This is a genomic window from Vreelandella lutescens, from assembly GCF_014640815.1.
In the GTDB taxonomy this organism is placed as follows: domain Bacteria; phylum Pseudomonadota; class Gammaproteobacteria; order Pseudomonadales; family Halomonadaceae; genus Vreelandella; species Vreelandella lutescens.
In genome coordinates this window covers 108499-135037 of record NZ_BMHM01000005.1, presented here as the reverse complement: position 1 = coordinate 135037, position 26539 = coordinate 108499, and the positions used below count along the sequence as shown (strand labels likewise).

Sequence of the window (26539 nt, the reverse complement as noted above, 5' to 3'; positions counted from 1 at the left end):
ATACTTTGTATAGACTTGAGGGGGCAATGTCGACCATTTGTCGCGCTTTTTTAAGTGTCGCTATGGGCCGTCTCGGCGCATTGAGCTAAAAAGCGGCTGAAATCAGCCAGAATCGTATCCAGGCTGTTATGCAGCCGGTGGTCATCATCAATCATTCTGAGTGATAGACGCTGTGCGCGGGCGCGCTCAATGACCGGGCCTGGTGGAACAACGTCGTCCTGCCAGCCGTGAATGATATGCGTATGCTGAGCTTGGATCGTGGGTGAGGTTTCCGGGTATTTGGGTAGCCCGAGCGCAGGGGCCAGCAAAAAGCAGCCAAGCACGGGTGTCTGAGCGCTAACGGCAGCACTGAGCCAGCCGCCTAGGCTAGACCCTGCCAGCACACAGTGGGCGGGATGGTCACCACGAGCCAGCAAGGTCGCGGTGAGGTGTTTCAAGCGCTCTGCTGGCTCGTGCATGCCCCGGTAATCCATGACGACCGGCTCACAGTCATCCAGCTGTTCGGCAATGCCCTTTAACGCCTGCATTTTGAGCGCGCCAGGGCCACTCTCCAAACCGTGTGATAGGTAGACGGTCATCATCATGATTATTCTGCCGAGCGCTGAATAGCTTCACCGCCCTGTTCAATATCTTGCCCCATGCCGCGGACAGTATTGCAGCCGCTCATGACCAGTAGCGTTGCCAGCAGTAGTGTGGCAAGTGCGATTGTGCGTTTCATTGAGTTTTCCTCATACCCTAACGATGCCCACGGGGGCGTGATGGTGTGATGAGTAACATAAGCGTTGTTGGAATGAGCTGCCACTGTAAAGCACGTGTTTCGGTCACGTTGTGCCAACGGGGGGGATGACAGTGAACATAAAGGCCGTGCGATTTTGTCGCATGTGTCAGTTTTATACATAAAAGTTAGCATATAAGGCCCAGGGTGCACGTTATCTTTGATACATCTTAATTTTTTAAGATGTTGTTTTTATTTAATTTTTCAATTTTTTGGCAGGATTGGCTCAAAGACTGCAATATCCTAGTTAGAACTATGTAGTCAGTACCGCCAGCCATCAACAGTCGCTAGATTCAAAGTCATCAGAAAATGTAACCGTTAATAGCGTGAGCAGGCTGACAGGTAGACAAGGAGGGCAGGACGCCCAGCAAGCATCAAGGATGTGAAAGGACACTCAGCCTGCTCACTCTTATCAGCACAGGACGTGTTGGTCATCAATGCCAAGGAGTGGCAGCGGTGCGAAACAGCCATCTCGCTTTAGCGAGGTGGTTTTTTTGCGTTGTTTTTTATATCCAAGCACATGATTTATAGGTATTTTCTATATTTATAGGGAGTTTTGCATAGCACTTGTACAGATGAGGGTGCGGTTTTGGTCTATCCTTTCGGTTAAACCAAAATTCAGCGGTTAGAAGACGTCAACGCAGCAGCCGCATACTTTCAGGGACAAGCGTTATGGCGATGGTACTGATGTTGGGCATGTTCGTCCTGTTTCTGGGTTTTTCCGGGGTCGGTGTTTATATAATGTTCAAAACATCGTTTATGGGCGCGGTGGATGATCGCGACGATATGCCGCCAGATATGTAAAAGAGAGCTTGTTACGACAACGCCCGCAAATGCGGGCGTTGTCGTATAACTGAAACGGTTATTTACCCTTCCAGCGCCCTTTGCCTCGCTGGGGTACCATTCGCCCGAAATAGAGCAAACCAAACGCTAGCCAGCCTAATGTCAGCAGCGCCGCGAAGATCAGTACGGAGAGCGCGCCGAACTGGGCGATCAGAGGCAGTGCTGCGGCCGTAAATAAGCCGCCACCCACTACGGGCTCAAACATCAGTTGCTTGTAGCCGAAACTTTCAAGCGCCCCCGATTTGTTTTTTGGATCCGCCATACGCATCAACAGCAGCCCGGTGACCGTTACCCCCATGGATTGGCCAAAGTCTCCAATCCCCCGTTCAAACCAGTTTTCGGGAATGACGCGTGGTGCAATCACAATCAATACAAACAGACCCCAGGCGATACCCGCCAGCGATAGCAGTAGGAAAGGTAGGAAATAGTCGCCTAACGTGGTTAAGGACAGGGTTGCTAAGGCGGCCACAATAGTGAAGTCGAGCGCGGTACCGGCAATGCGTGACATGGTGCGGGTAGAAACATGCCGCTCCAGCCCAAAACGCATAACACACAGTTGTACGATGACCCCGCCAATCATCGCGATGGGGAAAAGCGGCACGTGCGCGAGTATTTCCAACCCGCCGTCACGTGCCCATGTCATCTGTTCAATCCACTGCAATCCTGATAGCAGCAGCCAACCAATCACAATCGCAATACCCACTAGGCCAATATGAAGGCTCAGTGGGTCTGTGGTGCCTGCTTCTTGTACAAGGTCCTTTTTGAACTCGCTGAACTCTTCCGTGGAGGGGCGTTCGTCATCGCGCAGGCTTTCATCCGGCTGCTGTTCTTCATGGCTGGGAGTAACAATACCGCGACGTGCCGCAATATTGATCATCACCGTACCGATCAACACGCCTGACACAATACCCACCGTGGCAAGGCCAAGCGCAAGGTCAGCACCCTCTTCAAAACCGAGGTCAGCAAACGTGTCTGCCATCCCAGCAGCGGTGCCGTGCCCGCCTTCAAAACCAATCTCAATCAGCGCGCCTACCATGGGGTTCATATTGAAGACGGGCACCAGTACCAACAGAGCAAGGCTTAGCCCGACGACGTACTGTCCCCACGCCATGGTTTGGCCCACCACCACCTGCGGGCCAGCGCGCAGCCAGATGGTGCGCAAGCCAGGAATGGCTTTACCAATGAACAGAGCAGCAAACACAACGTTGATTAACAAACCGGGTAGCGCCGACCAACTCTCTTGTACGTAAGCGGGAAAGAGGCCGGGGCTCTCTTCAAACAGGGTGGGAGTAAAGCGTCCAATCACATCGGGCCCTAATAGCAGCAGGATCAAGCCACCAATTACCGAGCTAGGAAGAAACAGTCGTCGAAGCCAGGGGAGCCCTAAGCGCAAGGCATTGCTCATAAGTAGCACTAGGGCAATGATCACCAGCGCAATAAACAGTTCACCAACGGTCATCGTCATCTCATCGCTCCATGATGATTAGAAAAGGGTAATGAGATAAACGTAGTGCTGATTAAATAAAAGCGCTATGGCGTGGGTGCCATTCAGCCCATCCAGTACAGGCTGAGTAGTGCGAATCCGTAGCCCATGGCACCACCTACTAAGACATCACTCACGTAGTGGAGCCCAAGCCCCACCCGGGAAATCGCAATGAATAGGCTCAGCGGAAGTATGATCGGAAGTAACCAGGGGGTGTGAGCGGCTACCAGAACGCTAAACATCACAGCATGCATGGTATGTCCGCTGGGGAAGCTGTAGCGGTCCCGGGCGGGTTCGCCGCAGTGCACACCGCCTAAATAGGTAATGAAGGGGCGCTCGCGACACAGTTTGGTTTTCACCAGCTTGTATACCGTCACAGCGACGAGAGCGATGAGCGTGTACTGCATGATTCGCCACAGGCCATCCGGCTGTAACCATGGCTGGGCGGCAATCAGCAGCACCCACACCGGCCAGTCGCCGAGTTTGCTAGCCGTTTGCAGCGTTAGCCGCCAAGGGCGATATAGCGAGAGGTGCGTCACCCGTTGGCAAAACCGCCACTCCCACAGGTCAAGACGATCGAATACGACAAGCGGACGAGCTCGCATGGGTGGCCTCCTGGGCATAGTTGAGGTAGCGCAGAAATTGCTCAGCGATGCCCGACCAGCTCTGTTCCAGGGCGCGTAAACGGGCAATTCTTCCTATTCGTGCGTATTCGGCGGGGTGCTGGCACAACGCAACGGCTGCCTGCTGAAACGCTAGGGCATCGTTGGGTTCTACGGTGATGCCGTTATGTCCACTCTGAATGAGCTCTGCGCTGGCGGCATGACGATATGCCACTACGGCTAAGCCGCTTGCCATGGCTTCGGTGACCACGTTTCCCCAGGTTTCCGACAGCGAAGGAAACACAAACATATCGGCACTGGCGTAGTGCTGAGCCAACGCCGGCTTGTCCACAAACCCCGTGAAATGTGCGTCAGGCAGCGCTTTTTCTAACTGTGCCCGCCCAGGGCCATCGCCAACAATCACGAGGGCCATATCGGGACGCACGTCACGCATGGCTTGTAGGGTTTCCTGGAGCAAAGCCAAGTTTTTCTCGGGCGCTAACCGACCCACATACAGGGCGACCGGCTGGTGCTCGCTCACTCCCCACTGTTTGCGCAGCTCGGTATCACGGTGGGCCGGTGAGAACTTGTCGCCATCGATGCCCCGTGAGAGCACCTGTACATCATGAATACCTTGCTGGCGCAGTACAGCGGCCTGCTGCTGGGTGGGCACCAGCGTGAGCACACAGCCGTTATGGAAGTAACGAAGGTAGCGGCGCGTTGCTGCTGAGAGCCAGGAAACACCATAGTCATGGCAGTAGTGATCAAAATTGGTGTGCCAACCTGCTACCAGCGGGAGCCCAAGCTGGGTAGCCGCTTGTCGAGCCGCCCAGCCAAGTGGCCCTTGAGTGGCAAGGTAGATCACATCGGGCCGGTGCTGCTGCCAAAAACGACGCAGCGTAGCGGGTCGTGCAAAACCTACCTGTACATCACGGTAACCGGGTAGCGAACAGCGATTTACCTGTAGCTCTTGGTTCACGCCAGTGGCGTCTCCAGGGACTTTAGGCGCTGGGCGAATCACATCCACTGTGACTCCCAGACGCTGCAATTCACGGCACACCCGATTGAGGGTATGGGAGACGCCGTTAATTTCTGGTGACCATGTTTCGCTAACGATACAGAGCCGCATGAGCGATTCATCCCTTTATCACGTTTTCCAACATAATGCGCAGGCACAATGACACTGCCAAGACAAGCAAGTGAACAAGCGATGACAGCCCGATGCGTAGCGCGACCGTTGCATCCACTCCCATTGAAATAAATGATAATTAAGTTTTCTGTATTAACAGATAAATGTTAACTCTATAAGTCACTTTTGTTTAATTTGTTTTTTATAAAAGATAAGTAAATAAAATAAAACTTTAAGAAGAATGACATATAACGCCTTTAAGGTAGCCAGTGACGAGGCAGCCAACGCCTCAGTGTGCCTTCGCAACGCGCAATCAAAGTTACCTAAATCTGACTTTAGCTGAATAAGTGCTGATAACAAGCACTCGCTACTTAAAAGGGATCCATCATGTTTAAGAAAACGACACTTGCTCTGGCCGTTAGTGGTTTACTCGGTGCTTCTGCTGCTCAGGCCGCCATGGTCTACGACCAAGACGGTACCACGCTGGATATTTATGGCCGTATCGCCATGGGTATCGAAGGTGGTGGCGCAGAAGATGGGGTCGATAACAGTGAAGAGTTCCGTAACTTCGGTTCGCGTTTGCGCATTACTGCTGGCCATCAAGTGACGTCTGACCTGCGTGCATTTGCTCGTGTGGAGTGGCGTTTTACAGGCGACGAGCGTAACCAGACATCTGGTTTTGATGAAGTTCGCAACAGCTACCTCGGCCTGGAAAGCCAGCAGTTCGGTACCTTTACCGCTGGTAACTTCGACAGCTTCTACGACGGCGAAGTAATGGGCGTGTTCGACGTGTACGTTGAGCGCGGCTATGAGTTTGCAGGCGGTGGTTTGCAGGCACGTGGCGACTCATTGGCGTACATGACACCTGATTTGAACGGTTTCCAGGCCTTCGTTGCTGCTAAGCACTTCTCTGAGCGTGGCTTAGAAACGGCGGCACAATCCAGCGAAGGAAACGTGATTGCGACGCAAGGCGGTGTGACGTACTCCACTGGCCCGCTGCGTCTGGCGCTGGGTTACGTAGAAGATACCGTTCGTGGTGGTGGTAACGGTGAAACTCGCGTGGGTACCACTGCTGAATACGCCATCAACGACGCTTTCTCTGCCCGTCTAGGTTACGAAACTCGCGGCGACAGCGACACGCTGGGCGGTGGTTTTGACACCGTGGGTCTGGGTGGCACCTTCGCCACTGGCGCATGGACGTTCTATCTCGATTACTACAACATCGAGCTAGATAATGACTCTAGCAGCCGTAATGCATGGGCCGCTGCTGCCCATTATGATCTGACGAATAACTTCGATGTCTTCGTAGAACTTAACGATGCTAACGAAGATGCGGTAAATAACTACGAAGATGATCTGTATTACGCAGTGGGTGCACGCTACCACTTCTAAGTAGTGTCTTAAGTTTAAGTGGTGCGTTAGGTTTCTTAACGTTTTAATGCTTTGAAAGATCGTTTTTGCCGATGTGTTTATCACACATCGGCTTTTTGCGTTATGCTGTTTTATTATTTGATCGCGTGCTTAAGGAGAGATGATGTCTTCCATCGTTGTGATTACCGGCGCAAACCGTGGCGTAGGGTTAGCCCTTGCTGAGCATTATCAACAGGAAGGATGGAAAGTCATCGGCGTGTGTCGTCAAAGCTCTGAGGAGCTAGAGCGGGTCGCCGCCAAGGTGGTAGAAGGCATTGATGTGACCGAGGCGGAGGGCATTGCTCGTCTTGCAGCGGCGCTGGATGGCCATACCATCGACCTGTTGATCAACAACGCAGGTCTGCTGCGCGATGACGTGTTGGGGAGTATCGATATCGATAGCCTGCGTCAGCAAATGGAAATCAACGCTTATGCGCCCCTTCGCGTCACTGAAGCGCTGCTGCCGTTGATGAAGCAGGGCAGTAAAATCGCCAATATCACTAGCCGGATGGGCTCTTTGGCGGATAACGACTCAGGTGGCCGCTACGGCTATCGCGCGTCAAAAGCGGCGTTGAACGCCTTTGGTAAGTCGCTGGCTATTGATCTCAAGCCTCGCGGCATCGCCGTGGCACAGCTGCATCCGGGCTATGTAAAAACCCGGATGGTCAACTTTGGTGGCCACATTAGCCCACAGGAGTCCGCAACGGGCATTGCCGCCTGCATCAAGGCGCTCAACGTAGAGAATAGCGGCGGCTTCTGGCACTCCAATGGCGAACAGTTGCCTTGGTAGACGTGCCGTGAGCCGCCTGGGCATACCTTAGATCACGCGCTTGCGGATTTGCGACGAGAGCTGCTCAAAACCAATCACCACAACAAGGATCACCAAAATAATGGTGAGCGCGCGGTCGTAGTTAAATAGCCGCATGGCGGCGGCGAGTTCAACGCCAATGCCGCCTGCGCCCACCAGCCCTAGCGTGACCGCTGAACGCAGCGCTTTCTCGACGCTGTATAAGCTGGTGGCCGTCATGGAAGCGAGGGTTTCCGGCAAAATCGCGCCTCCAATCACGGATAGCCTGCCCGCCCCGGTGGCGGTTAGCGCATCGGAGGGGCCGGGGTGGACTTCCTCAATCCGCTCTGAGAAAAAGCGGGCGGCAAAACCAATCGTATCCATCACGATGGCCAGCACGCCCGCCATCGGCCCTAACCCTACCGCAACCACAAAGATCAGTGCCCAGATAAGGTCTGGAATAGTGCGCATGGTGGCAATCATCAGCCGCGTGATAGAGCGCACCCACGGAGCGGGGGAGGTATTGCGCGCCGCCAGCAGTGCAAACGGCACGCTGAGGATAACGCCCAGCGTTACGCCGACAATGGCAATATTGAGAGTTTCATACATCGACCATGCCAGTACGTCTAAATTGCTGAGATCCGGAGGGAAAGCCCGCCCTATAAAGTGACCTAGGTTTGTCGCCCCGCGTATCAAACGCTCGAGTGTGACATTGGTGGCCATGACGCCTTGTATAAACAGCGCTAAAAAGCCGAGGCTGATGCCCCAAACAAACAGGGAAGGGCGGCGAAAACGGGGAGGCAGGCTGGCGGTTGGCGGTAGCTTCGATGGCATATTAAATCGCCTTTAGCGGTTGGCGGGTTGTGGAGGATGAGGGCGTTTGCTCGACGCGGGTGTCACCTTGATAGAGCGCCTGCATATCGCTCAGCGCGGCCGCCTCACGAGGCGTATCGAGCACTACGGTGCCCGCTTTCATGCCCACAATACGGTCACCGTACTGTTGCGCTAGCTCTAGCTGATGCAGCGTACACAGCACAGTGAGCCCACGTTCGCTCACTACCTCTAGCAGCAAGTCCATAATCTCGCGTCCCGCTTTTGGGTCCAGGCTGGCGATGGGCTCATCCGCGATGATGATGTGGGCGTCTTGCATCAGCGTTCTGGCAATCGCGACGCGCTGCTGTTGACCGCCAGACAGTTCACGACAGCTTGCCAGGGCCTTATGGGCCAACCCCACCCGGTCCAGCGACTTCATGGCGCGCTCACGAAGCGTTTGGCTCGCGGTGCAAGAGAGTGTCGACAGTAAGCCAAGACGCTGCTGGCCCAGTGCGCCATACAGCACGTTTTGAAACACGCTGACGTTCTGTACCAAGTTGAACTGCTGAAAAACCACGCCAACTTTTTGACGCAGTGTGCGCAAACGCGGTTTGGAAAGCTGTGAAAGCGATTCGTTGAAAATACGAATATCGCCCTGATCGTGAGGGGCTAAGCCGTTGATGCAGCGCATCAGCGTGGATTTACCACAGCCGTTAGCCCCCAGCAAAATGACACACTCCCCTTTGGGAATGCTGAGCGTTAGCCCACGCAGTACGTGTAAGCTGCCGTAGTGCTTATGAACATTGGTAATGTCGATGGCATTCATACAAAAACCTCCTGCGCGGAGGCCAGGAGGGGGAGTGAAACAACAGACATGAGAGACCTACCGTGTCTTGGTACTCACAGAGCCTTTGCTCGATCAGCGCACGTCCCTGTGCGATCACGATAAAGGGAACGGTGGAAAACGAATTAGAGCGGAATGCCCGCTGCTTCGTAGGCTTGGCGCACGACATCGTAATCTTCATTGGTGCGGTCAAAGCCCAGCGAGGAGTCGCGGTTTAAAAACTTGTCTTCGTTTCGGTCGGTGGCAATCAGCGCGTTCCACAGGGTGTCACTGTTCTCTTCCAGAGTGCTGCGCAGTGCGGTTTTGCAGGCGTCGTCTAGGGAGCCGCGCATCACCACTGGGTCGCCAGGCAGTACGTCGCTGGTGGCAATCACGCGATACTCGCCGTTCGGGTCCATCGCTTGAATCTCTTCGATATCGCGATTACCACCGCCCATGGCATCCACATCGCCGTTAACCAGCGCGGCAATACGGGCATCGCCCGCCATAATGATCTCAAGATCGCGATCAATATCCAGACCCGCATCAACCAGCATCTGGCTCGGGAAAATATGGCCGCTGGTGGAGCCCACGTCTTTCAAAGCGACGCGGTGGCCTGCCAGGTCTTCCAGCGACTGAATATCGCTATCGGCAGATACATAGAAGCTGCTGCCGTAGTGGGGGCGCTCAATCGCAAATAGAATTTCAATGTCGCTTTCACGGTCGAATAGGACGAACTCAGACGGGCCCGCAAACACGAGGTCGACATCGTCATACTGCAGCGCAGTGCCTGCTGCGGTGCGGTTGCTCAGGCTGAACATGTCAAGCGTGAGGCCGGTGGTCTGTTCAAATGCTTCAGCAAAGGGGCCAAATGCCTCGGCGAGTGGGCCCATGCCCTCAATGCCGGTATCGGCCATGCGAATAGGGTTGGGGCATACATTGCTTAAATCGTTATTGGCATGGGCGGTAGACACGGTAAAGGTCACGGCGGCAATCGCCAACGTTAATAGTGTTTTCGTCATGGTCGGGTTCCCTTAAGCTGTTTTTTGCGATGCCTACCTAGCAGTAGGCACTCGTTATGATCAGCATTAGGGTGGCAGGTCACTGTGACACTAAGGTGTAGTCAAGATGACGGTATGATCACGTGAAGATGACAGACTAATGGCCCTACCCCCATCACTCAGCAAGGAGCATGGTTATGCATGCGTTACGAACAGGCATCACGCTAGGGACAGCGCTATGGGTTGTGACTCCAGCAGCATTGGCGCAGTCGTTTACCCTCACCCTTTATCACACCAACGATCTGCATGGCCGCACCGATGCTTATCCATCGCTGATCACCACGCTCAATGAAGCGAAAGCCACCTATGGCGATGGCCTGCTGCTGGAAGCGGGCGATATTTTTTCCGGTACGCTCTATTTCAATGAGTTCCTAGGGCAGGATGCGCTGACCTTTATGAACGCAATGGGGTATGACGCCTTTGTACCCGGTAATCATGAGTTTGATTTAGGGAGTCCTGAGGCAGGCCATCAAGCATTGGCCGCGTTTTTTGCCGAGGCCAATTTCCCTGTTCTAGGCGCGAACTTGGACTTTTCCGCTGCCGCTGAGTTTGCTGAACGCGTGGGCGAATCGATCAGCGCGTCGCCCCAGTCGGGCTACCTCTACGACGGTATTATTGTGGAGCAGGAGGGCGAGCAGATCGGCATTTTTGGCTTGAGTACCCAGGATAGCGAAACGATTTCCAGCCCCGGCGAGGTCGTTATCAGCGACTACCGTGAAGCTGCTGAAGCCATGGTGGCAGCCTTTGAAGCACAGGGAGTCAACAAGATTATTGCGCTCACGCATTTAGGCTATGACAGCGACCCAAGCGTCGGCAATGACCTGCTGTTGGCCCAGCAGGTGGAAGGCATCGATATTATTATTGGCGGCCATAGCCACACGCGGGTAACGCCGCCTACGCTGGTGAGCCACACGTTGGCAGGTGAGGCGAAAGCCCCAACGGCCATCGGCCAGGCCGGTGAGTATGGCGAGCATTTAGGCGTGATGCAGGTGACGTTTGATGCAGATGGCGTCGTTCAAGAGGTGACCGGAGAGCTGCTCGCCACTGAAGAGCGCACGCCGGACGAAGCAGCGCTTGCGCAACTGGCACCCTTTACGCAGGCAATAGAGGCGCTGCGCGACCAGCAGGTGGGGGCCACCGCGATTCGTACGCTGGAGAACCCGCGCCATGGCCAGGGGGAGGCGCAAAGCGTGCGGGCCAACGAAACGGCACTGGGCAACCTGATTGCCGATGGCCAGCTTTACGCCGCCCAGCGGGTGGTTCCCGATACCATCATGGCGTTTCAAAATAGCGGCGGTATTCGCGAAGCATTACCCGAAGGTGAGGTCACCGTGGGCGAGCTGGTTGCCGTGCAGCCGTTTGGCAATCGCCTCACGCTGCTGGAGGTGACCGGCGCTGAACTGCTGGAAACCTTTGAAATTGCCCTAGCCAACGCACCAGAAGAGAACGGTGGCTTCTTGCAGGTCTCCGCAGGAACGCAGCTGGTCTTCGATAGTCGCTTGCCGGTGGGGGAGCGTGTGGTGAGCTTGAAGGTGAATCGAGAGGGCGCGATGCAGGCGATTGATCCCGATAAAACTTACACCGTGGCGACCAATAACTTCACGGCGGCGGGCGGCGACAGCCACGCAGCGTTAGGGGCTGCCTATGACGATGGCCGTAACACCATCGTGGGCAATACCGATTGGGAAATGCTGCGTGACCACATCGTGGCGCTTGGTGAAGTATTTTACCAACCTGAAGGGCGCATTACTGACCGTGCCTTAGGGGAGTAACCTTAGGCGGGTAACATTAGGCGAGTAACGTTGTTACCCGCCTAGGCGCTGGGTACTAATGGGCGGTGCGCTTGCCGGTGGTGCGGTTGAACGGGTGAAGCGCATCGCTGGTCACGTACACCTGCAGCGTTTCACCTTCGCTGACCGGCGGCTGGCCTGCGGTACGCACTACCGTGGGTTGGTCGCTGCCTGCCAGGTTCAGGTAGAGATGGCTCTCTGCCCCGGCGGCTTCAAACAGCATCAAGGTGGCGTCTAGCATGACGTAGGGCGCGGCTGGCGGGGTGAGTTGCATGTCGTCTGGGCGGATGCCGACAGTATCGGTCTCTTTCGGCAACTGGCTCAGCACACCCTGAGTATCCTGCTGCGCAAGGTAATCCAGCGGCAGCATGTTCATGGCTGGGGAGCCAATAAACTCCGCCACAAACATAGTGGCCGGACGGGCGTAGATCTCCATCGGCGTGCCCACCTGCTCTATCTGACCGGCATTGAGCACCACAAGCCTATCTCCCAGCGTCATCGCCTCGAGCTGGTCGTGGGTCACATAGAGGCTGGTGGTTTTTAACCGCCGCTGCAGCTGTTTGATCTCGACGCGCATCTGCACGCGCAGCTTGGCATCTAGGTTAGAGAGCGGCTCATCAAACAGAAACGCGGCGGGCTCGCGCACTAACGCACGGCCCATCGCTACCCGCTGGCGCTGGCCACCGGAGAGCTTGCGCGGTTTGCGCTCCAAGAAGTCTTCTATCTCCAGCATCTTGGCCGCCGTGCGCACCCGCTGGTCGATGTCGTCTTTCTTGAAACCGCGATTCTTCAGCCCATACGCCAGGTTGTTGTACACCGTCATATGGGGGTAGAGGGCATAGTTTTGGAACACCATGGCGATATCCCGCTCGGCGGGCTCTAGCTGGTTCACCACCCGCTCACCGATTTTTAGGGTGCCCTCGGTAATGGTCTCCAGGCCAGCCACCATGCGCAGCAGGGTGGATTTACCGCAGCCAGAAGGCCCGACCAGCACCACAAACTCGCCGTCCTGAATGTGTAAATCGACCCCTTTGACCGCCGCCACGTTGCCCGCGTAGGTTTTTTTCAGCCCTTCCAAGGTAATGCTGGCCATGGTTATTTCTCCGTCTCGGTCAGGCCTTTCACAAACAGGCGTTGCATAAACAAAATCACTAATACCGGTGGCAGAGCCGCCATTACCACGGCAGCCATAATGAGGTGCCACTGGGGGTTCTCCTCAGAGGTCATGCGCTGAATGCCCATCACAATGGTGTAGTAGTCCGGGTCGGTAGTGATCAGCAGCGGCCATAAATACTGGTTCCAGCCGTAAATAAACATAATCACGAACAGCGCGGCGATATTGGTGATCGAGAGCGGCATCAGAATGTCTTTAAAGAATTTCAGCGGGCCTGCGCCATCCACCCGGGCTGCTTCCAGCATCTCTTCGGGGATCGTCATGAAAAACTGCCGAAACAAAAACGTCGCGGTGGCGGAAGCAATGAGCGGTATCGACAGCCCGGCAAAGCTATTGAGCATGTTGAGATCCGCGACCACCTGGAAGGTAGGAATAATGCGTACCTCCACCGGCAGCATCAGGGTAAGAAAGATGAGCCAGAAGAAGAACATCCGAAAGCGGAAGCGGAAGTACACAATCGCAAACGCGGAGAGCAGCGAAATCGACAGCTTACCCACGGTAATCGCCATGGCCATGATAAAGCTGTTCCATAGCATTTTGCCGGCAGGCGGTGCGCCCGCGTTAGATACGCCGGATTGCCACATACGGGTAAAGTTTTCGATGCCGTGTGCACCGGGTAGCATCGGCAGCGTGCCGCGCAGCAGGTCGCCCGGCGCTTGGGTGGAGGCCACCAGCGCCACATAAACGGGAAACACCACCACCGCGACGCCTACCATCAGCGTTAAGTGGGCAAAAAAGTTCGCCCAGGGACGATTTTCAACCATGACAAAACTCCAACAGTCAGCCTGCGGCTAGTAGTTCACCCGGCGCTCGATAAAGCGGAATTGCACTACCGTGAGTGCCACCACAATCACCATCAAAATCACCGACTGCGCGGCGGATGACCCCAGGTTCAGGCCGACAAAGCCATCGGCATACACCTTGTACACCAGCGTGTTGGTGGCCTGGGCGGGGCCGCCCTGGGTAGTGGCGTGAATAATCCCGAAGGTATCGAACATCGCGTACACCACGTTCACCACCATCAGGAAGAACGTGGTCGGCGACAGCAGCGGGAACACAATGGTCCAGAAGCGCTTCATGGGGCTGGCGCCATCAATGGCAGCGGCTTCAATGAGCGATTGAGGAATCGACTGCAGCCCGGCGAGGAAGAACAGAAAGTTATAGGAGATCTGTTTCCAGGCGGCGGCAAAAATCACCAGCAGCATGGCGTCTGCTCCAGAGGTGCGGTGGTTCCACTGGTAGCCCACCATATCCAGCATATAAGGCACGATGCCAATGGAGGGGTTGAAGATAAACCACCACAGCACCCCGGCAATGGCGGGGGCAATGGCATAGGGCCACACCAGCAAGGTGGTATAGGTGCTGCGCGAACGAATCATGCGATTCACCGTGCAGGCCAGCAGCAGCGCCACTGTCATGGAGAGCAGCGTCGTGCCAACGGCAAACACCACCGTCACCGACAGTGAATTGAGATAGCTGCCATCACGGAACAGGCGGGCGAAGTTCTCAAGCCCCACAAAGGTGGTGCGCAGCCCAAACGCGTCTTCACGTAACAGTGATTGATAGAGCGCTTGGCCAGCAGGCCAGATAAAGAAAATCAGCGTGATAATGACCTGAGGGGCGAGCAGCGCGTAGGGCAGAAAGCGCCCTGGGAAGGTCATGCGTTTAGTTTGCATAGGCGATGAAACCTGCGATTAACAGACGGCACTAAAAACGGCATCGCCGCCTGCCCAAAAGGCAGGCGGCGATGCCGGTGCTTACTTACTGGTTGGCAGATTCAAAGTCGCGCAGTAGCCCGTTGCCACGCTCCACCGCGGCATCGGCGGCTTCTTGGCCTGACTTATTGCCGGTCATCACCGCTTCCATCTCTTCAGAGATGATGTCGCGGATCTGGACGAAGTTGCCAAAGCGCAGGCCTTTTGAGTTCTCAGTAGGCTCGTTGAGCGTCATCTGCTTCAGCGAGATATCCGCACCAGGGTTCTCATCGTAGTAGCCCTGCTCTTGACTCAAATCCCAAGCGGCTTGAGTAATCGGCAGGTAGCCGGTTTGCTGATGCCACGTGGCCTGTACTTCCGGCTGAGAGAGGTACTCGAAAAACGCTGCGACGGCGGCGTATTCGTCATCAGTGTGGCCCTGCAAGGCCCACAGCGTGGCTCCGCCAATGATGGAGTTCTGCGGCGCGCCTTCTACGTCAGCGTAGTAGGGCTGCATGCCAAAGCCTACTTCAAAGTCGGCATTGGCAGCCACGTCTGCACGGGAGGCGGACGAACCGAAGAAGATCGCACACTCTTGGGAGTAGAACAGCGGTTCCGCATCTGGGCCAGGGCCGGGGCCGCCCCATTTGAAGGCGCCAGCATCTTGCCAGGTTTTCAGGTTATCCCAGTGGCGGGCGACCAGCTCGTTGTTGAAGTTCAGCTCGGTGTCCATACCGCCAAAGCCGTTTTCTAGCGTGCCCAGCGGGGAGTTATGCATGGCGGAGAAGTTCTCCAGCATCACCCAGCTTGGCCAAGAGGTGGTAAAACCGCAGTTAGCAGCACCAGATTCGGTAATTTGAGTGGCGTATTCCGCGAGCTCTTCCCAGGTTTGCGGCGGCTGTTCTGGGTCTAGGCCTGCTTCCTCAAACGCATCACGGTTGTAGTACATGATGGGCGTGGAGGAGTTAAACGGGAACGACAGCATGTTGCCGTTGGTATCGGTGTAGTAGCCCACCACGGCGGGCAGGAAGGCTTCGCGATCAAACGCACGGCCATGAGCTTCCATCAGCTCATACACCGGATAAATCGCCCCTTCGGCGTTCATCATGGTGCCGGTGCCGACTTCAAACACTTGCAGAATGTGCGGCTGCTCGCCTGCGCGGAACGCTGCAATAGCGCCGGTCATGGTTTCGGTATAGTTGCCGCGGTAGCTGGGGGTAACGCGGTACTCATCTTGAGAAGCGTTGAACTCCTCGGTCATGCCTTCCAGGATTTCGCCCAGTTGGCCGCCCATAGCATGCCACCAGGTGACTTCGGTAGCGGCAGTAGCAGAGAGGCTGAACGAGGCGGTGGCAACACCGAGGGCAAGCGCGTGCAACGTGAAACGAGACATAACGGCTCCTTGTAGGTCCTGCGCAGTACGTTTATTAAGTTTTTGGGTGCACTGAACAGTAGAAAGTGTAGATGACGCTTTCATGAATGCACGGTGAACTTGTCGTGACGGTCAACCTTTAGTGAGGCGCTGGCAGCGCTCAGTAGGCAAAGGGAATGCGGGGTGCTAGGGTGGCTAAAAAGCCTAACCAACGAGATAAACATGACGAACGTAACTGCGCTGCTGACCCAACTGGTGGCGTTTGATACCACCTCTAGCGAGTCGAACCTGGCGCTGATTGAGTTTGTTGAGCGCTATTTAGCCGATTACGGCGTGACCGCTGAGCGGGTGATGAGCCCCTGCGGTACCAAAGCCAACCTGATTGCCCGCATTGGCCCGGATGCCCCCGGCGGCGTGATGCTGTCTGGCCATACCGATGTGGTGCCTGTGGCTGGCCAGCCCTGGAGCAGCGACCCGTTCACCCTGCGCAATGGCGGCGATGGCCGTTTGTACGGGCGCGGCACCTGCGATATGAAGGGCTTTATTGCCTGCGCGCTCGCCATGGTGCCTACCTGGGCGAAGGCACCGCTGAAGCAGCCAATCTACTTCGGCTTCTCTTATGATGAAGAGATCGGCTGCGTGGGCGCCCCCAGCTTGATCAAACGCTTTTATGAGCACTACTCCACCACCGCCCATGTGATCGTAGGCGAGCCCACCAGTATGCAGCCGGTGGTCGCGCAAAAGGGCGCGACCAACCTGCGCACCACCGTGATTGGCCGTGAAGCACACAGCAGCCAGGTGAATCAAGGCACGTCCGCGATCCACGTGGCCGCCAGGCTAGTGACGTTTATTGAAGACACCATGGCGGCACTGGTGGAAGATGGGCGCGTGGATGAGGCTTTTAACGTGCCGCATACCAGTTTGCATGTGGGTAAAATCAGAGGTGGCACGGCCATTAACATCATGGCGCGGGAGTGTCAGTTCGAGTGGGAGATTCGCCACCTGCCCACGGAGACCTTTGAAGAGGTGTACGGGCGTTTTAGCGACTACTGCGCAACGCTCAGTGAGGCGTTAAGCGCTCAGGGCAAAACCGTGGACATCATGACTGAGCCGCTGAATGTAACGGTGCCGGGGCTAGCCGACCGTAACAATCAGCAGGTGCTGCGGTTAGCGCAGGACCATTTGCCTAGCGGCTGCTGCCAGCACGCGGTCGCTTACGCCACGGAAGCTGGGCAGTTCCAAGGCCAGGGGTTACAAACCATTATTTTAGGGCCGGGCAGTATTGCCCAGGCGCACCAGCCGGATGAGTATATTGAAACAGCGCAGCTCGATGAATGCAGTGCGTTTATGCAGCGCTTAGGCAGCGCCCTGGAAACGCCTTATTCAGGCTAACGGGTTTATTTGCGCCCAATAAAAAACACCCGCCAGTGTGATCGGGCGGGTGTTTTCTTGAGACGCTTACGGTCTGGCTGTTAGTGCTGATGCTGCTCTTCGTAAAGCTCTGCTTTCGCATGGCGCATCACATCTTCGCACGCCTGCTGTTGGGCAAGCTGGGTTAGCAGCCGTTGGGTGACTTCAAACCCTTTTCCCAAGCAGGTATCAACGTCATCACGGCTCACCTGTGGCGAGACGCTGCAGTCGATTTTGATCGTGCGGCCGCCGCCTTCAAGTCGGTCGGCAAACTCTCTAAGCCGCCACGCGATTCTCTCTTTCCAATTTGCTGATTCTACCGCGCCTTCGTTTACGCTAAACGTGCACTGCCATTCCGGTTTGTAAACCTTCATAGGAGAACCTCCACTGCGTTTGGAAAGAATGATCGATCGTGTTGTCGTACTCCGTCTGTCTAGGGATCTTGCTCTGCTACTATACCCTTCTCAGGGCCAATACCGAAACAAAACATCTACAGCGCCCGTTAAATGCATAAGCCAGAGCCACTGCTATGACTCAACCATCGCTTAAAAGTTGCCCATGCGGTAGCGATATACCCTTTGACGCTTGCTGCCAGCCCTACCATCAAGGGCCTATTTTACCGCCAACACCCGAAGCGCTGATGCGCTCACGTTACGCCGCTTTCGCGTTGAATCAGCGTGACTATTTGCTAGCGACGTGGCACCCCACCACCCGCCCTCAGCAGCTACCGGCCGACCCTGATACCCAATGGGTCGCCCTTGAGATTGTGGCAGCGCCCAGCGCGCAAAACGATCAAGGTACCGTGCATTTTCGCGCCACCTTTCGCGAGCCAGGCGGCTGGCACATGTTAGAGGAGGCATCGCGATTTATAAGGGAAGAGGGGCGCTGGTGGTATGTGGACGGTACGCCTAGCGTGAAGCGTTTAAAACCGGGGCGGAATGAGCCTTGCCCCTGTGGTAGCGGGCGCAAATTAAAGGTATGTTGCAGGGCATAAGCACAGAGTTGCTAAGTAGCATGAGGCATAAAAATAATGGGTACTTGGCCAGAAAGGGCGCGCCTTAGCAGCCGCGTAGGCACGCGTATCGCGATGATAGCCGCTGTGGTGTTCGGGATGATGACGTTGAATGCTTACGCTGAGAGCGATATACGCGAAGCGCCCTTTCCGGCGTCTGACATTACGTTAGTGGTGCCGTTTGGCGAAGGTGGGGCTACCGATATCCTGTTTCGCGCCATTGCAGAGCAGGCGCAGGTTCACCTTGGCAGCGCTATTATCCCTATGAATATGCCGGGCAATGGGGCCACGCTCGGCTCTCAGTTTGTGAAACAGTCACCGCCAGATGGTTACACACTGCTAGGCAGTCATCAAACCATTGACCTTGCCTATATTGCCGGGCTTTCTGACTATTCCCACGATGCATTCGCCCCTGTCGCCCTGCTAACCCGCACCGTCAATATCCCTGCGACCATGGCTGGCCATACGTTAACCCAGGCCAGCGATCTGGCGGCGCTCGTTAAACAGCGCCCGGGTGAATTACTGGTCGGCATTATTCCCAACTCGACGGATCATTTTTTCTGGCTACATTTCTTTGAGCAGGCGGGTATCTCGCCTGCTGATATTCAGTTCGTACGTTACCCCGATACCGGTGCCCAGGTAGTGGCCTTATTAGGCGGCGAGCTGGATCTCGCTATGCTGAACTTACCCTCGGCGGGCGCGCTATTTAACAGCGGTGCGCTGGTGCCACTGGGCGTGGCAAGCGATACACGACTCGCAGCGCTGCCGCAGGTGCCTACGCTGATTGAACAGGGCATCACGCTGACTAACACCACTGATCGAGGCGTATTTGCACCGCTTCATACCCCGCCAGAGCGTGTGGAGCGCTTGGCTCATGCGTTCGAGCAGGCACTCCAGCAGCCAGCGTTGATGGAAGCACTGCTCTATACCCACGGTTCCAGCGTCGACTTTATGCCGCGCGAGGCGTACAGCCGATATCTCGATACACAGTATGAGCAGTTGCAGCGGTTAGCGGACAATATCGCGTTTGAGCGCTAAATAAGGGGCCGTGGTTAGCAGTGCCGTGGTGAGAAGAGGAGGGGCAAAGTTTGCCGCTAAATACGCGTGATCTAGCAGCCGAAACGCTGCTATTAATTGCCTCGGCCACGCTGCTGTTTATGGGCGGTGCCGGACTGCTGGTAGGTCTGTTGCTGCCAGAGACACTGTTTGGGCCCATGCTGGTGCCTGATGCGTCGCTTGCCACGCTGTTGATTGGCATCAGCTTGTTGGCCACGCTGTGCCAAGTGCGCTGGCTGCGGCTGTTGAGTGCCGCAGGGTTAGCGGCGCTGCTGATCTATACCCTCACACATAACGCTCTGGATCGCGGTGTGGCGGCGTCGCTGGTGACCCAAGAGAACCGTATGACTACCCTGTCGGGGCTGATTCTGGCGTGGATTACGGGCTGCCTCTGGGTAGGCGTAGGGAGCACCGTTCGCCGACTCTATTGGCGAGCTACCGGGATCGGGCTGCTGCTGTTTGGTGGGTTAGTGGTCGTGCGGCTATGGGGCAGCAATGAGGGCTATCAGCCGCTTTTCACTTCATCGCCCATTGCGGTGTTGGTCTTTATCGTCTTGCTGGGAGCGGCACTGCTGGTCGCTGGCTGGCGTCATCGTCCAGAGCGTTTAAGCCCCGGGCGGCTAACAGTGATGGTCGGGCTGGCGGGGGTCATGGTGAGCAGTCTTGCTTGGCTGCTGCTGAGCATGAATCAGCGCTCTACCATTGAGTTACAGGCACGCTATTTACTAGATAACGTGCAGCTCAACGCTGAGCAGGCTATGTCGGATAGACTGCAACTCATGCATCGCATGGCCGAGCGGTTGGGGGTGGTACCTGATGACCAGCTGGATGTACTGCTCAATCAGGATGCGCAGAGTTATTTCCGCGATACCCTTAGCTTAACCGTGATCTCGTTCATCGATACCCAAGGCAACCCTCTCTGGGTACAAGGGCGGCAACAGGGCAGTGACGCATGGCTTTTAAATCAGTTGGAAAAAGCCAGCGTACAGGCGTGGCTCGCCATACCGTTTAGTCGGCCACGTTTATTGATGCCTGACCATCAACAGCCCAACATGATGCTGATGGCCCTGCCTGTGCCCAATAGAGACCAGCAGATGTTAGCCGCCATGGATTTAGGCGCACTGCTGCATCATGAACTTAGCCTAGCGCTAGGGCCGTTTAAGGTGGGTGTTAGCCGGGGCGAGCAGTTGTTGATGATTTTGCACCCTTCCGGTTTTGCCGTGGATGAAGTTGGCTCGCCTTCTTACGCACTTGCCACACGCCTAGCCGGGCTACCAGGCGGCGTAAATTTAATGCTGCGCGCGTATCCTGGCCAACACTATAACTGGTATTTGCTAGGCGTTATGCCGATTAGCGTGGCCATGGGCGGTTTGTTAATGAGTTGGCTGCTGGCCTTTAGCGTAGGCGTTGTGGGGGCAAGCATTGCCCGCACGCGTGAACTGGCAGCCGCGCGCCACTCCTTGGAAGAGAGTGAGCAGCGCTATCGTTCGCTGTTTGTGCATCATCCCGATGCGGTTTTTTCGCTGGATAAATATGGCTATTTTCAAACCGCCAACACCACCTGTTCTGATGTCACCGGCTATCCGTTAGACGAGGTTGTAGGGCGGCACTTCACCGATTTTATTGCCTTACAAGAGCGGGAGCGCATCAACGGGCATTTTAAGCACGTACTGCAAGGCGGTATTACCCGTTATGAAGTCACCATCACTGATCGTGAAGCTCAGCAACGTACGCTGGACCTCATCAGCCTGCCCGTCACGGTTAACGGTAGTATCGAAGGTGTCTACGGTATTGCCCAAGATGTGACTGAAAAGCGTCGCCAGCAGACGCGGCTACGCACACTGGAACGCAGCGTGGAAGCCAGTGTGAACGGCGTGCTTATTGCTGATGCCCGTCATCCGGATTTGCCGATTATTTATGCCAATCAAGCCTTCAGCACCATGACAGGCTATTCACAGCACGAAGTATTAGGACAAAACTGCCGGTTTCTGCAAGGCCCCGATAGTGACGCTGTCATGGTGAACAAGTTACGGCGTGGTATTCAAGAACAGCGGGAAACCCACGTTACGCTGTGCAACTATCGTAAAGATGGGACGCCCTTCTGGAACGATTTATACGTTGCCCCGGTGCGTGATGGTAGCGGCGATGTCACTCATTTCGTGGGTGTGCAGCACGATATTTCAAAGCACAAGGCTTACGAAGCACAGCTTGCCTACCATGCTACCCACGATGATCTGACGCGACTGCCTAATCGCATGATGTTTGAAGAGACACTGCACAAGCAGTTCGCTTCTATCCAAAGCAGCAGTGAGCGCATGAGCGTGCTGTTTGTGGATCTGGACGACTTCAAGCCGATTAATGACACCTTGGGGCATGCGGTGGGCGACCAAGTACTGGTAGAGGTCGCAAAACGACTGCGGGCTGGGTTGCGCCAGGAAGATACCGTTGCTCGCTTGGGGGGCGATGAGTTTGTTCTTCTGATTACCAACACCTGCGATGAAGGACAGGTCGTCGAAGTGGTAGAGCGATTATTACCTTCCCTGGCTAAACCGTACTGCATTGAGGGCCACGAGCTGTATTTAACCGCCAGTGTTGGGATCGCCATCAGCCAGCCCGATACACCGCTGCCGCAAACACTAATTCAGCAGGCAGATATGGCGATGTACAAAGCCAAGCAGCAAGGGCGCAACGCCTATGCTTGGTTTAGTAGCGATATCAATGACATCGCCAGTGAACGGGTCAGCCTGCGTAATGACCTTCAGGAAGCCATTGATCATCAAGGCTTTGAGCTGCATTACCAGCCGCTGTTTAATCGTCATGGAAAGATTGTCAGCGTGGAAGCCCTGCTACGTTGGCCGCACCCCAGTAAAGGCTACCTCTCTCCCGCTCGCTTTATTCCCCTGGCGGAAGCCACTGGGCAAATTATGCCCATTAGCGAATGGGTGCTACAGCGTGCTTGCGCGGATATGCTGGCGCTCAAGCAGCGGGGGCTAGGGACGCTGCGGGTCGCGGTGAATCTTTCGCCGCTGCAGTTCCATCGTGAAAACTTTCTCGCCACTCTTTGCCAAACGCTGTCGGATACCGGCCTGCCTGCCGAACAGCTGTCGCTTGAGTTAACGGAAGGTATTCTGATGGATAACACGGCCTCGGCGATTGATATTTTGCATGCCCTGCGCAGCATGCAAGTGAGCGTTTCCATCGATGATTTTGGCACCGGCTACTCAAGCCTGAGCTACCTAAAGCATCTGCCTATCAGCACCGTGAAAATTGACCGTAGTTTTATCCACGAACTCACCAACAGCAGCGATGACGCCGCCATTGTTCAGGGGATTATCTCCATGGCGCATCACTTAGGCTTAAGTGTCGTGGCGGAAGGCGTAGAAACCAGCGAGCAGCATCAGCGGTTGCTCACTTACCACTGTGATGGGTTTCAGGGCTTTGGACTGGCTAAACCCATGCCGTTGGCGGAACTTGAGGGCCTGCTGACGGCTCAGGAATCCACTGCCACCCCCGTTAATCAATGAGTCACTATGGACCATAGCCAAGCCCCCCAATGGTACCTCTACTTGCTAGAGTGTCAGCGCGGTACCTATGTAGGCATTACCAACAATCTGACCAAACGCTATCACGCCCACGCGGCGGGCAAAGGCGCACGCTACACGCGGGCAAACCCACCGCTGGCGCTGCTTGGGGCGCAACCCTTTGCTGACCGCGCCGCTGCCAGCCGAGCAGAATATCAGTTGAAACAGCAAACTCCTGATCAAAAGCGCCGTTGGGCAGCCAAGTGGCCCGTTGCGTTGAGTTAAGGTTCATTAAGCCGTGGGATAGGAGCAGCACAGCCCGTGTAAATGGTTTAGCTTGTTCTGACGTTGCTTAGCGTTAGCGCTGACACAGAGGGAGCAATCGATGCGGATGACACGTCATATCCACGGTGAATGGCTAACTAAGCGAAGGGGTATCCCGCTTTGTTTGGCATTTGCCACTTGGTGGTTAGCCGCAGTGACCACAACGCTGCTCTTCCCGCCGATGGATAGTACGCTGCCGATATCGCCGATTTGGGCGGCCAATGCCCTTGCGTATGGCGCTATTTTAGTGGGTGGTCTACGTTGGGTGCCTGCCTTTGCGCTGGCCGCGTTGGTTTGGAATGTCGTACGCGGCGATAGCATCGGTGAAATTATCGTCGGCATGACGGCCTTTGTGCTGATGCTGCTGTGGGTGGCATGGTTATCCCACTCTCTCCAGCAACACGTCAGGCGAGATCGTGCGCGCCGGTTATTGGCCGTACCGCTGATTGCACTCATGAGCGCCAGCGTATTTGCTGGGCTAGGTGCATGGCAGTTCAGCGATGGCCCGCCTAGCCAATCGTTGTGGATGGCGCTGTGGCTCTCTGAAACGGTGTCCGTGCTGCTGTTTGCTCCACTTGCCCAGCAGATCTGCCACTATGGCGTTAAAAACACCTTTCTGAGTATTCATTTCAAGCACTGGCCATTATGGCTATGGATGGGCGTCGCCATATCCGCGCTGCTCGCACTGCTGCAATTAGGCAACGGCACCACACTTTGGCACCTCGGTGCGCCGTACCTAGCGGTGACGGTGCCGATCATGGCAGTGTACTGGCTGCCCTCGACGTTAGCCCGCACAGCCATCGCCTTGTTTGTGACGCTTTGGTTATTGGTCAATGTATCGCTTGCGACCCAGCCTACGATTTCCTTCGATGTGTTGGCATGGTTAGATCGGCAGTGGGTTATCTTTATCGCGAGTTTGGTGGGCTTTTTATCGATTGAGTCTGTGCGCAGTGCCGAAGCCGCTAGCCGTCGTTTGACGCTGCTTCGGCTAAAAGACCCGGTAACAGGACTTGCAAACGAACTAGGGGTGGCAGAATTAGCGCAGCATTTGTCGCTTGAGCATGTGAGCGTGATCGGCGTACAGCTGCCATACACGGATGAACTCGTGGCGCTGGTGGGTGATGACACGGTACAGCGCATTGAGCGACAAATAGCGGATCAACTGCGCTCCCAGAACGCTGATGACATCGTCAAAATCGCGAGATTGCGACCCGGTCTATTTGCCCTGGTCATGAAGCATACTCCTAACGCCCAACATCGCACGTTAGCAGAACGCTTAGCGACGCAGCTGAGCAGTGAAAGAAGCGGTATGGAAATTCCCGGCACTCACCTTGGCATCACGGTGGTGATGCTACCGAACGTTCAGGTGTCAGAGTTTTCCAGTATGGCGGCACTTCTACTCACCGCCTGTCGCCATGCACAGAGGAACCCTCAGGAGTCGCTCTACCATTATCATGGCACGACAGCCGAGTTAATCGCTCAACAGAGTCAGGAAGCAGCCTGGATACACCGTCTACGCGCAGCGTTAGGTGGAGATACACGCCAGGGTAAGCTGCTACTGTATGCGCAGCCAATCGTGTCGCGGCGCGAGCCAACGCAGTGCCGCTGCGAAATACTGCTGCGCTGGCAATCTATTGATGGTCATGTGTTATCGCCACAGGCTTTTTTACCCATTGCCGAAACGTTCGGCCTGATGCCGCAGGTGGATCGATGGGTATTAGAAAATACGCTTTTTGCTTTATCGCAACATCCTAACGGTCATCGGTTGAGCAGCGTATCGGTGAACTTATCGGGAGACTCGTTGAACTGTGATTGGTTGGTGGATGTGGTAGACGAGTTAATGAGCCGCTATGAATGGCCTCCTCAGCGACTCTGTTTAGAGCTAACGGAAAGTGCCACGATTCAAGATACCCAAGCGGCATCATTGAGCCTGCAACAATTACAGCGCATGGGAGTATGCCTAGCGATTGACGATTTCGGCACGGGGCGGGCTACTTTTGCTTATCTTAAACAGTATCATGCCCAAGAGCTCAAAATAGATGGTGCCTTTATTCGCGACCTTGAAAGCTCTGCGTTTGACCGAGAAGTTGTCAGAGCAACGTGTACACTGGCGCAACAATTGTCTGTCAGTTTAGTGGCAGAGTTTGTCGAAAACGATAAACAAGTCATGTTGCTAGAAGCGTTAGGCATTGATTATTTACAGGGTTACGGATTATCGCCACCCATGCCGTTGGACGAGTATCTCTCTTGTATCGATGTTTTAGCAGATAAGTGGCAAGCACAATTCAACACGTTGCCGGTGCTCTCAAGTGAGTAGGTGGTGCGCTTATTCTATGAATCCAGGGGCTAACGGTTAGCCAACCATAGGAGTGTCAATGTTAACGTTTTTTTCTGAAGGCAGCCGTCGACGTCAAGCCCGTAGCGAGCTACACGATGGCGCATTAGTCACCCCTTTTGAGTGCCCGGAGCGAATGGATTTGGTGCTCGCGGCGTTGAGCAACGCCTCGTTTGAAGTACGCATGCCAAACGACTACGGGCTTGCGCCGGTGCTGGAAGTGCATGACGCGGGTTACGTGGCGTTTCTGGATAACTGCTGGCAGGCATGGCAAGCGGCGGGCCATGCGGGTGAGGCGATTCCCAACATTTGGCCAGCGCGCACAATGCGTGGCGACCGCATTCCCCAGTCGGTGAGCGGCCAGTTGGGCTACTATGCCCTGGCTGCCGAAACGTCCATTACTGAAGGTACGTTTGCCGCTGCTCTGGCGAGTAAAGACACCGCGCTGGCGGCTATCGAGCATACCCTGGCCACCGGCGAGCCGACCTTTGGCTTGTGCCGCCCACCGGGCCACCACGCGGCGGTGGACCAGTTTGGCGGCTACTGCTTTTTTAACAATGCCGCCATTGCCGCCCAGCGCGCACTAAACGCAGGCAAGCGCCGCGTGGCGATTTTGGATGTGGATTTTCACCACGGCAACGGCACTCAGCAGATCTTTTATCGCCGCGACGATGTGCTGTTCGCCTCGCTCCACGGCGACCCTGACGTGACCTTCCCCTACTTTTCGGGCTACGCCGATGAAACGGGCGAAGGCCCAGGTGAAGGCTTCACGGTTAATTACCCGCTGCCGCCGGGCACCTCTGTTGCCACGTGGATGGCTGCGTTGGATGAGGCGCTAGCGCGTATCCAGCAGACGGAGTGTGAGTTGCTGGTGGTGTCGCTGGGCGTGGACATCTTTGAAGGTGACCCGATCAGCGCGTTTACCTTTCAGCATGCCGACTTTATTGCCCTCGGAAAACGCCTTGCTAACGCTGGGCTACCCTGCGTGTTTTTGATGGAAGGGGGCTATGCCGTTGAGGATATCGGGGTCAACGTGGTGAACGTATTGCAAGGTTTTGAGGAGGCTATACAGGGCGTGAAATAAGGCATTAAGGTGACAGTTGCACGAAATTCGGGCAGTCTTAT

24 protein-coding genes are annotated in these 26539 nt (G+C 55.6%); 11 read left to right on the top strand and 13 right to left on the bottom strand.

The window, feature by feature from the left end; genetic code table 11:
- Window positions 1-50: 50 nt before the first annotated feature.
- The gene (locus tag IEW65_RS13700) at window positions 51-581 is read right to left on the bottom strand and encodes a YqiA/YcfP family alpha/beta fold hydrolase (protein WP_188640175.1); all 531 of its coding nucleotides are present in this window, start codon (window positions 579-581) and stop codon (window positions 51-53) included.
- Between the two features lie 5 nt (window positions 582-586).
- Complete coding sequence (locus tag IEW65_RS13695) at window positions 587-718, bottom strand: entericidin A/B family lipoprotein (protein ID WP_188640035.1); 132 nt, start codon at window positions 716-718, stop codon at window positions 587-589.
- A gap of 729 nt (window positions 719-1447) precedes the next feature.
- Here IEW65_RS13695 and IEW65_RS17185 point away from each other — a divergent pair.
- A complete protein-coding gene (locus tag IEW65_RS17185) occupies window positions 1448-1579 on the top strand; it encodes a hypothetical protein (RefSeq protein WP_268234731.1) in 132 nt (43 codons plus the stop codon).
- 58 nt (window positions 1580-1637) lie between these two features.
- Here IEW65_RS17185 and IEW65_RS13690 read toward each other — a convergent pair whose 3' ends face one another.
- From IEW65_RS13690 to IEW65_RS13680, 3 genes are all read right to left on the bottom strand, one after another.
- Window positions 1638-3083, bottom strand: coding sequence for a sodium/glutamate symporter (locus tag IEW65_RS13690; RefSeq protein WP_188640034.1), 1446 nt, complete (start codon window positions 3081-3083; stop codon window positions 1638-1640).
- Window positions 3084-3166: 83 nt separating this feature from the next.
- Window positions 3167-3706: a phosphatase PAP2 family protein gene (locus IEW65_RS13685; protein ID WP_188640033.1), complete on the bottom strand. Its 540-nt coding sequence runs from the start codon at window positions 3704-3706 to the stop codon at window positions 3167-3169.
- Complete coding sequence (locus tag IEW65_RS13680) at window positions 3669-4832, bottom strand: glycosyltransferase family 4 protein (protein WP_188640032.1); 1164 nt, start codon at window positions 4830-4832, stop codon at window positions 3669-3671. The genes IEW65_RS13685 and IEW65_RS13680 overlap by 38 nt, the downstream gene beginning before the upstream one ends.
- 387 nt (window positions 4833-5219) lie before the next feature.
- On the opposite strand from IEW65_RS13680, the gene IEW65_RS13675 reads away from it, so the two are divergent.
- Both IEW65_RS13675 and IEW65_RS13670 read left to right on the top strand, forming a co-directional pair.
- Window positions 5220-6224, top strand: coding sequence for a porin (locus IEW65_RS13675; RefSeq protein ID WP_188640031.1), 1005 nt, complete (start codon window positions 5220-5222; stop codon window positions 6222-6224).
- 142 nt (window positions 6225-6366) lie between these two features.
- The gene (locus IEW65_RS13670; protein ID WP_188640030.1) at window positions 6367-7032 is read left to right on the top strand and encodes an SDR family oxidoreductase; all 666 of its coding nucleotides are present in this window, start codon (window positions 6367-6369) and stop codon (window positions 7030-7032) included.
- A 27-nt stretch (window positions 7033-7059) separates the two neighbouring features.
- On the opposite strand, the gene phnE is transcribed toward IEW65_RS13670, so the two are convergent.
- The 3 genes from phnE to phnD form a co-directional block, all read right to left on the bottom strand.
- Complete coding sequence (gene phnE, locus IEW65_RS13665) at window positions 7060-7863, bottom strand: phosphonate ABC transporter, permease protein PhnE (protein ID WP_139527902.1); 804 nt, start codon at window positions 7861-7863, stop codon at window positions 7060-7062.
- Window position 7864: 1 nt separating this feature from the next.
- The gene (locus IEW65_RS13660; RefSeq protein WP_188640029.1) at window positions 7865-8668 is read right to left on the bottom strand and encodes a phosphonate ABC transporter ATP-binding protein; all 804 of its coding nucleotides are present in this window, start codon (window positions 8666-8668) and stop codon (window positions 7865-7867) included.
- A gap of 143 nt (window positions 8669-8811) precedes the next feature.
- Window positions 8812-9687: a phosphate/phosphite/phosphonate ABC transporter substrate-binding protein gene (phnD, locus tag IEW65_RS13655; RefSeq protein WP_188640028.1), complete on the bottom strand. Its 876-nt coding sequence runs from the start codon at window positions 9685-9687 to the stop codon at window positions 8812-8814.
- 176 nt (window positions 9688-9863) lie between these two features.
- Between phnD and IEW65_RS13650 the strand changes: the two genes are divergently transcribed.
- Window positions 9864-11498: a bifunctional metallophosphatase/5'-nucleotidase gene (locus IEW65_RS13650; RefSeq protein WP_188640027.1), complete on the top strand. Its 1635-nt coding sequence runs from the start codon at window positions 9864-9866 to the stop codon at window positions 11496-11498.
- A gap of 55 nt (window positions 11499-11553) precedes the next feature.
- Here IEW65_RS13650 and IEW65_RS13645 read toward each other — a convergent pair whose 3' ends face one another.
- The 4 genes from IEW65_RS13645 to ugpB all read right to left on the bottom strand — a co-directional run bounded on the left by IEW65_RS13645 (window position 11554) and on the right by ugpB (window position 15777).
- Window positions 11554-12609 (bottom strand): sn-glycerol-3-phosphate import ATP-binding protein UgpC, encoded by a 1056-nt coding sequence (locus IEW65_RS13645; RefSeq protein ID WP_188640026.1) that lies wholly within the window; start codon window positions 12607-12609, stop codon window positions 11554-11556.
- A gap of 2 nt (window positions 12610-12611) precedes the next feature.
- Window positions 12612-13454 (bottom strand): sn-glycerol-3-phosphate ABC transporter permease UgpE, encoded by an 843-nt coding sequence (ugpE, locus tag IEW65_RS13640; RefSeq protein ID WP_188640025.1) that lies wholly within the window; start codon window positions 13452-13454, stop codon window positions 12612-12614.
- Window positions 13455-13481: 27 nt separating this feature from the next.
- On the bottom strand, window positions 13482-14366 hold the full coding sequence (ugpA, locus tag IEW65_RS13635; RefSeq protein WP_188640024.1) for a sn-glycerol-3-phosphate ABC transporter permease UgpA: 885 nt from the start codon (window positions 14364-14366) through the stop codon (window positions 13482-13484).
- An 85-nt stretch (window positions 14367-14451) separates the two neighbouring features.
- Window positions 14452-15777 (bottom strand): sn-glycerol-3-phosphate ABC transporter substrate-binding protein UgpB, encoded by a 1326-nt coding sequence (gene ugpB / locus IEW65_RS13630; RefSeq protein WP_188640023.1) that lies wholly within the window; start codon window positions 15775-15777, stop codon window positions 14452-14454.
- A gap of 201 nt (window positions 15778-15978) precedes the next feature.
- Between ugpB and argE the strand changes: the two genes are divergently transcribed.
- Window positions 15979-17148 carry an acetylornithine deacetylase gene (gene argE / locus IEW65_RS13625; RefSeq protein WP_188640022.1) on the top strand — a complete coding sequence of 390 codons (1170 nt, stop codon included), beginning with the start codon at window positions 15979-15981 and terminating at the stop codon, window positions 17146-17148.
- Between the two features lie 80 nt (window positions 17149-17228).
- Here the strand turns inward: argE and IEW65_RS13620 are convergent, their stop codons facing one another.
- Window positions 17229-17540, bottom strand: a complete 312-nt coding sequence (locus tag IEW65_RS13620; RefSeq protein ID WP_188640021.1) for a hypothetical protein — start codon at window positions 17538-17540, stop codon at window positions 17229-17231.
- Window positions 17541-17695: 155 nt separating this feature from the next.
- Between IEW65_RS13620 and IEW65_RS13615 the strand changes: the two genes are divergently transcribed.
- The 6 genes from IEW65_RS13615 (at window position 17696) to IEW65_RS13590 (ending at window position 26498) form a co-directional block, all read left to right on the top strand.
- Complete coding sequence (locus tag IEW65_RS13615; RefSeq protein ID WP_188640020.1) at window positions 17696-18160, top strand: YchJ family protein; 465 nt, start codon at window positions 17696-17698, stop codon at window positions 18158-18160.
- Window positions 18161-18196: 36 nt separating this feature from the next.
- On the top strand, window positions 18197-19216 hold the full coding sequence (locus IEW65_RS13610) for a tripartite tricarboxylate transporter substrate binding protein (protein ID WP_188640019.1): 1020 nt from the start codon (window positions 18197-18199) through the stop codon (window positions 19214-19216).
- A gap of 50 nt (window positions 19217-19266) precedes the next feature.
- Window positions 19267-22758 carry a sensor domain-containing protein gene (locus IEW65_RS13605; RefSeq protein WP_188640018.1) on the top strand — a complete coding sequence of 1164 codons (3492 nt, stop codon included), beginning with the start codon at window positions 19267-19269 and terminating at the stop codon, window positions 22756-22758.
- Between the two features lie 6 nt (window positions 22759-22764).
- Complete coding sequence (locus tag IEW65_RS13600) at window positions 22765-23040, top strand: GIY-YIG nuclease family protein (protein WP_188640017.1); 276 nt, start codon at window positions 22765-22767, stop codon at window positions 23038-23040.
- Window positions 23041-23140: 100 nt separating this feature from the next.
- On the top strand, window positions 23141-25396 hold the full coding sequence (locus tag IEW65_RS13595; RefSeq protein WP_188640016.1) for a sensor domain-containing phosphodiesterase: 2256 nt from the start codon (window positions 23141-23143) through the stop codon (window positions 25394-25396).
- A 58-nt stretch (window positions 25397-25454) separates the two neighbouring features.
- Window positions 25455-26498: a histone deacetylase family protein gene (locus tag IEW65_RS13590; RefSeq protein ID WP_188640015.1), complete on the top strand. Its 1044-nt coding sequence runs from the start codon at window positions 25455-25457 to the stop codon at window positions 26496-26498.
- Window positions 26499-26539: the final 41 nt, after the last annotated feature.